7 protein-coding genes are annotated in these 5649 nt (G+C 69.2%); 4 read left to right on the forward strand and 3 right to left on the reverse strand.

Features of this window, described 5'->3' with window-relative positions; genetic code table 11:
- On the reverse strand, window positions 1–287 hold a 287-nt coding region (locus G6019_RS06560; protein WP_182627239.1), incomplete at its 3' end, for a site-specific integrase.
- 60 nt (window positions 288–347) lie between these two features.
- Window positions 348–1010, reverse strand: coding sequence for a GntR family transcriptional regulator (locus G6019_RS06565; RefSeq protein ID WP_107756637.1), 663 nt, complete (start codon window positions 1008–1010; stop codon window positions 348–350).
- Between the two features lie 142 nt (window positions 1011–1152).
- On the opposite strand from G6019_RS06565, the gene G6019_RS06570 reads away from it, so the two are divergent.
- From G6019_RS06570 to madM, 4 genes are read left to right on the forward strand one after another with little or no spacing between them, the layout of a single operon-like run.
- The gene (locus G6019_RS06570) at window positions 1153–2454 is read left to right on the forward strand and encodes a malonyl-CoA decarboxylase domain-containing protein (protein ID WP_107756638.1); all 1302 of its coding nucleotides are present in this window, start codon (window positions 1153–1155) and stop codon (window positions 2452–2454) included.
- A complete protein-coding gene (locus G6019_RS06575) occupies window positions 2451–3971 on the forward strand; it encodes an AMP-binding protein (RefSeq protein ID WP_182613144.1) in 1521 nt (506 codons plus the stop codon). The genes G6019_RS06570 and G6019_RS06575 overlap by 4 nt, the downstream gene beginning before the upstream one ends.
- 22 nt (window positions 3972–3993) lie before the next feature.
- Window positions 3994–4401 (forward strand): malonate transporter subunit MadL, encoded by a 408-nt coding sequence (gene madL, locus G6019_RS06580; protein WP_107756640.1) that lies wholly within the window; start codon window positions 3994–3996, stop codon window positions 4399–4401.
- 1 nt (window position 4402) lies between these two features.
- Entirely contained in the window at window positions 4403–5161 is a 759-nt protein-coding gene (gene madM / locus G6019_RS06585) for a malonate transporter subunit MadM (RefSeq protein ID WP_182613145.1), read from the forward strand.
- 20 nt (window positions 5162–5181) lie between these two features.
- Here madM and G6019_RS06590 read toward each other — a convergent pair.
- A partial coding sequence (locus tag G6019_RS06590) for a DNA-processing protein DprA (protein ID WP_182627241.1) occupies window positions 5182–5649 on the reverse strand: 468 nt, incomplete at its 5' end.

A 5649-nucleotide genomic window follows, 5' to 3' on the forward strand; every position in this document is an offset into this window, starting at 1 on the left:
CGCCGGGCGATGGTCGACCGGGCGGCACCGGCGCCGACCTGAGCGGCCAGCCACCCCCTGAGCGCGGGCAGGGTGAGTGATCCGGCGAGGTCGGCCGCGGTGTCCGGTCCGTCGCCGTCCGATCCGAGGTGAGCGAGCAACGCCCGCACATCGGAGCGGTACGACCGCGCGGTGGCCTCGGAGCGCGACCGTCCGGTCCTGAGATCGGTGACGTAGTCGTCGACGACGACCTCGAGGGCGGGCGGAAGAGAGCCGCGACCGTCTTTCGCGCCCGCGTTGTTCCCCATGAGTAACAATTGTCACTTGTGTCACCTCGGCGCGCAAGGCGTGCCTGAGCCGCGCACGGTCTAGTTCGAGGCGATGGTGCGCCAGATGCGCACGAGCTCGCTGAACTCCCGGACCTGGACCAAGACGTGGTCGCGGGCGGCATCCTCCGCCTTGTCCTGCTCGCCCCCCACGATCGCGTCGGCGATCGCCCGGTGCTCGGCGAGCGAGCGCCGCATCCGGTCCGGGACCCGCAGCTGGAGTCGCCTGTAGGGCTGCAGCACCTTCTTCAGATCGAATGACTGCCGGGTGAGGTACTCGTTGCCGCAGGATTCGTAGATCACCCCGTGAAAACGCGCGTTCGCGTAGTAGTAGCCGTCCGCGTCCGCCGCGATCGCGCGCTCCTCACATTCAGCGAGAGCGTCCTCCATGGATCGCACGGACTCCGGCCGGATCCGCCGGGCCGCGAGGCGGGCCGCCATGCCCTCCAGCTCCGCCATCACCTCGAACCGCTCCGCCAGATCGGTGACGCCGAAGTGCGTGACGAACGTGCCCTGTTTGGGCCTGATCTGCACCAGACCCGACCGCTCGAGCGCCTGCAGCGCCTCTCGGATGGGAGTGCGCGAGCAGCCGAACTCCTCCGCCAACCGCACCGGATCGAGGCGGTCGCCCGGCCGGTATCGGCCGTCGATCACAGCGTTCTCCAATGCGTCCCGTACCCGCTGGGACTCGGTCACCCGCACCATCGCCCACCTCCTCGAGGGCCAGAATATCCCGGCACCTCCTTGTGACCGCGCTCACAGTCTGATAGTAGTTGTGATGTATATAACAACGGATATGAAACACATATAGCCCCCGAACAGCCCGTATGCACTCCAGGAGGACGCCATGACCCCACTGACGCGACTCATGGACGCCTGCACCGAGCTCATGAGCGACATCGGAGAGGCGTCGATGCGGAACGTCGGGGACGGCCTGCTGCGGGCCTACCGAGAGCTCCCGGCGGATCGTCGCGTCGAGTTCTTCACTCATCTGGTCGAGAGCTACGGCGTCGACCCGCAGCGTGTCGAGCGGGCGTATGCGGCCTGGGCTGCGACCGGGCGCGACACGGCGCGGGCCGCGGCCGCGGAGATCGAGCTCGTCGACGCCGTCGAACCGCGTCGGCAGAAGCTCTTCCGCAGGATCAATCACGCCCCCGGGGCGACACACGCGCTCACCGAGCTGCGATCGGATCTGCGGGCGCTGCTCGCCGACCATCCGCACCTCCGCTCGCTCGACCACGACCTGCACCACCTGCTCGGTTCGTGGTTCAACCGCGGATTCCTCCGCATGGAGGAGGTCACGTGGGACTCCCCGGGCGAGTTGCTCGATCATCTGATCCGATACGAACAGGTGCACCCGATGGCCGGACTCGACGAGCTGCGCCGCCGCTTGCAGCCGGCCGACCGGCGGATGTACGCGTTCTTCCATCCGGCCACCGGCATTCGGCCGCTGATCTTCGTCGAGGTCGCCCTCACCCGGGGCGTCCCCGCCGACATCGCGCCCATCCTCCGCCCCGGACCCGCCCTCTCCGTGACGGAGGCCGACACCGCGGTGCTCTACTCGATCAGCAACTGCCTCGACGGGCTGGCCGGCGTGTCCCTCGGCAGCCTGCTCATCAAACACGTCATCGATGAGGTCGGCGACGCTCTCCCCCACCTGAGCACCTTCGTGACCCTGTCGCCGATTCCCGGATTCCGGCGCTGGCTCGACGCCCAGGACGATCCCCACCTCCGCGGTCTACGGCATCGCCTCGCCGCCCTCGACCTGACGCAGGAACCGGACCGGGATGACACGGCGGAGGTCGACGAGCTGCGCCCGCACGTGGTGGCCGCCGCGGCGCGGTACATCTGCCTGGTCAAAGACGACAGTGGCCGGCCACATGACCGGGTGGCCCGGTTCCATCTCAGCAACGGTGCCGAGGCCTGGCGGCTCAACTGGCCGGCGGACTGCTCCGCGAACGGGATCACCCAGTCGTACGGAGCGATGGTCAACTACCGCTACGAACCGGCCGAGCTCGAACCCCGGCACGAGAGGTTCGTGCGGCACGGCACCGTCGCCTCGAGTGACGCGGTCACCGACCTCCTCACGACCCACAGCGGGAGTTGCCGGCCGGCACCCCCGTCCAATGAAAGGAAGTCCCACCAGTGAGCACGTTCGAATCGGTTCTGGACTCGTTCCTCGGCCATGCCCGGCGGCGGCCCGACGCCGTCCTGTTCGACCTCCCCGGCGGTACCACGCTCGACTACGGCGCCACCGCGGATATCGTGCACCGCATCGCAGCCCGGTTGCGCGCGGACGGCGTCGAGCCCGGCGATCGGGTCGCGATGCAGGTGGACAAGTCGCCCGAGGCGATCGCGCTGTACCTGGCGACCCTGCAGGTGGGCGGGGTCTTCCTGCCCCTCAACACCGCGTACACCGGGCCGGAGGTGGACTACTTCCTCGGTGACGCGACGCCGCGCGTGCTCGTCTGCACGCCCGCTCGCGAGGCGGAGTTCCGCGACCGGGTGCCGGCCTCCACGATGATCGAGACGCTCGGCACCGAGGGCGACGGCAGCCTTCTCCGGTCTCGGGAGAACCACCACGACGTCCATCCGGCGGACCCCGGCTCCCCGGCCGCGATCCTGTACACCTCGGGTACCACCGGCCGGTCCAAGGGTGCGGTGCTCACCCACGGCAACCTGGCGTCGAACTGCGACGCTCTCCGCGAGTACTGGCGGTACACGGCCGAGGACCGGTTGATCCACGCGCTCCCGATCTTCCACATCCACGGACTCTTCGTCGCCGCGAATCTGACCCTCACCACCGGCGCGAGCATGCACTACCTGCCCAAGTTCGACGCGGACGCCATCGTCGACCTGATCCCGCGGTCGACGGTGCTGATGGGGGTGCCCACGTTCTATACGAGACTCGCCGCAGACTCCCGGGTCACCCCCGAGCTCTGCGCGGGGATGCGACTCTTCGTCTCCGGATCCGCTCCCCTCCTCGCCTCTGACCACGCGGCGTTCGGGGAACGCTCCGGCCACCGGATCCTGGAGCGCTACGGCATGACCGAGACGGGCATGAACACCTCCAACCCGTACGAGGGCGAGCGACGGCCGGGCACCGTGGGCCTGCCCCTGCCCGGGGTCGAGGTCCGGATCACCGACAGGGAGACCGGGGCCTCGCTCGCCAGAGGTGAGATCGGTGGGATCGAGGTGCGTGGGCCCAACGTGTTCGCCGGGTACTGGAACATGCCGGAGAAGACGGCGGCCGAGTTCTGCGAGGACGGCTTCTTCCGTACCGGTGACGTGGGCAGGTTCGACGACGACGGCTATCTCAGCATCGTCGGCCGCGACAAGGACATGGTCATCTCGGGCGGGTTCAACGTGTACCCGGTCGAGATCGAGGAACTTCTCGACGCGCAGCCCGCCGTCGCAGAGTCCGCGGTGATCGGGGTCCCCCACCCCGATCTGGGCGAGACCGTCGTCGCGGTGGTGGTCGCCGCGCCGGGGCAGACGCCCGACGAATCCGCCCTGATCGGGGCCGTCGCGGATCGCCTGGCGCGATTCAAGCAGCCCAAGGCCGTCCGCGTCGTCGAGGCATTGCCTCGAAACGTGATGGGCAAGGTCCAGAAGGCCGAACTGCGCACGCGGTACGCCGGCCTGTTCACCGACGACGGCGCCTGAGCGCCGGACCTGGAGAGAGATCATGGTCATCTACGGAGTGGCGATTCTCGCGGGGTGCACCCTCGCGGGCGCCGCGATCGGACAGTTACTCGGCGAGCTTCTCGGCGTGGACGCGAACGTCGGCGGAGTCGGCTTCGGCATGCTGCTGCTCATCGTCATCACCGACGTGATGCGGCGAAAGGGGCGGCTCCCACAGCCATCCGAACGGGGCGTCCTGTTCTGGAGCGCGATGTACATCCCCGTGGTCGTCGCGATGGCCTCGGTGCAGAACGTCTCCGCGGCGGTCTCCGGAGGCGCCGCGGCGGTCGCGGCCGGGCTCGCCGCGATGCTCGTCGGCGCGGCCCTCGTGCCGGTGATCTCCAGAATCGGACCGCCTTCCGCACCCCTGCCACCACTGGCCGATCCCGACTCGGCAGCTCAGGAGATCTGACATGGACACCGTCATCGACGTTCTGGAGTCCAACGGCTTGTTGTTCGCGTTCACCCTGGTCGGTGTGACGATCCTGATATCCGGCTGGCTCTCGAGAAAACTCACCCGGGGCATGCTGCACGGTTCGGCGATCGCGATCATCGTCGGTCTCGCTCTGGCCTACTGGGCCGGGCAACACACGGGTGGTGAGAAAGGGGTGGCGGACATCGCCCTCTTCGCCGGGCTCGGACTCATGGGTGGCGCGATGATCCGCGATTTCGCCATCGTCTCCACCGCGTTCGGGGTGGACCTGCGGGAGATCCGGAAAGCGGGGCTCGCGGGAGTGATCGCGCTCGTCGCCGGCGTGTGGGTGTCGTTCTTCGTGGGCGCCGCGCTGGCCTGGGGCTTCGGCTACACCGACCCTGAGTCACTCGCGACCATCGGAGCCGGCGCCGCGACGTACATCGTGGGGCCGGTCACCGGAACGGCGGTGGGTGCCTCCTCCGAGGTCATCGCACTCTCGGTCGCCGCAGGACTCATCAAGGCGGTCCTGGTGATGGTCGCCACCCCGCTCATCGCGCCGCTGATCCGGCTCAACAACGCCAAATCGGCGATGGTGTACGGCGGGATGATGGGGACCACCTCAGGCGTGGCGGGAGGTCTCGCGGCCACCGACGAGCGGCTGGTGCCCTACGGCGCCATGACCGCCACGTTCTACACCGGACTCGGCTGCCTCTTGGGGCCGTCGCTGTTCTACCTCGCACTGCAGGCGATCCTGTAACCGTCGGACGCGGGGCGCTGTCACGCCACCGGGATCGTCAGCTGGACGCCGCCGTCCCGGGATCTGCGCCACCCTTCGGGGCCACGGGACACGGCGCCCGCGGACAACAACCGGCCGAGAACCGTCCTGGTGACGATCAGCGGAGTCCCGGCCGACGCGGCGATCTCGGCCGGTGCCGCCCCACCCGTGATCGGCAGCGCCTCCAGGACCCGCCTGGTCACGTCATCCAACCCGTCCCAGGTGCTCGCATGCCCGGAGGGCGGTTCGGCGGTCTCCCCCATGTCGCCGGCCAGCTCGACCACGTCTGCGGTCCTGGTGACCAGCACCGCTCCCCTGTCCCGCGCGAGCAGATGGCATCCCACCGACGCGACCGAGGTGACCGGGCCCGGAACCACGCCCACAGGTCGGTCCAGGGCAGCGGCCCACGCGGCGGTGCTCAGCGCACCGCTGCGGGCGGCCGCCTCGACCACCACCGTCGCCCTGCCCAG

This window comes from Dietzia sp. DQ12-76 (assembly GCF_014145045.1).
Taxonomy (GTDB): Bacteria; Actinomycetota; Actinomycetes; order Mycobacteriales; family Mycobacteriaceae; genus Dietzia.

What these genes read in the sequence shown, in the direction of transcription:
- G6019_RS06565 (WP_107756637.1), bottom strand. Translation starts at nt 1,010, where the DNA reads ATGGTGCGGGTGACCGAGTCCCAGCGGGTACGGGACGCATTGGAGAAC.
- madL (WP_107756640.1), top strand. Translation starts at nt 3,994, where the DNA reads ATGGTCATCTACGGAGTGGCGATTCTCGCGGGGTGCACCCTCGCGGGC.
- madM (WP_182613145.1), top strand. Translation starts at nt 4,403, where the DNA reads ATGGACACCGTCATCGACGTTCTGGAGTCCAACGGCTTGTTGTTCGCG.
- G6019_RS06570 (WP_107756638.1), top strand. Translation starts at nt 1,153, where the DNA reads ATGACCCCACTGACGCGACTCATGGACGCCTGCACCGAGCTCATGAGC.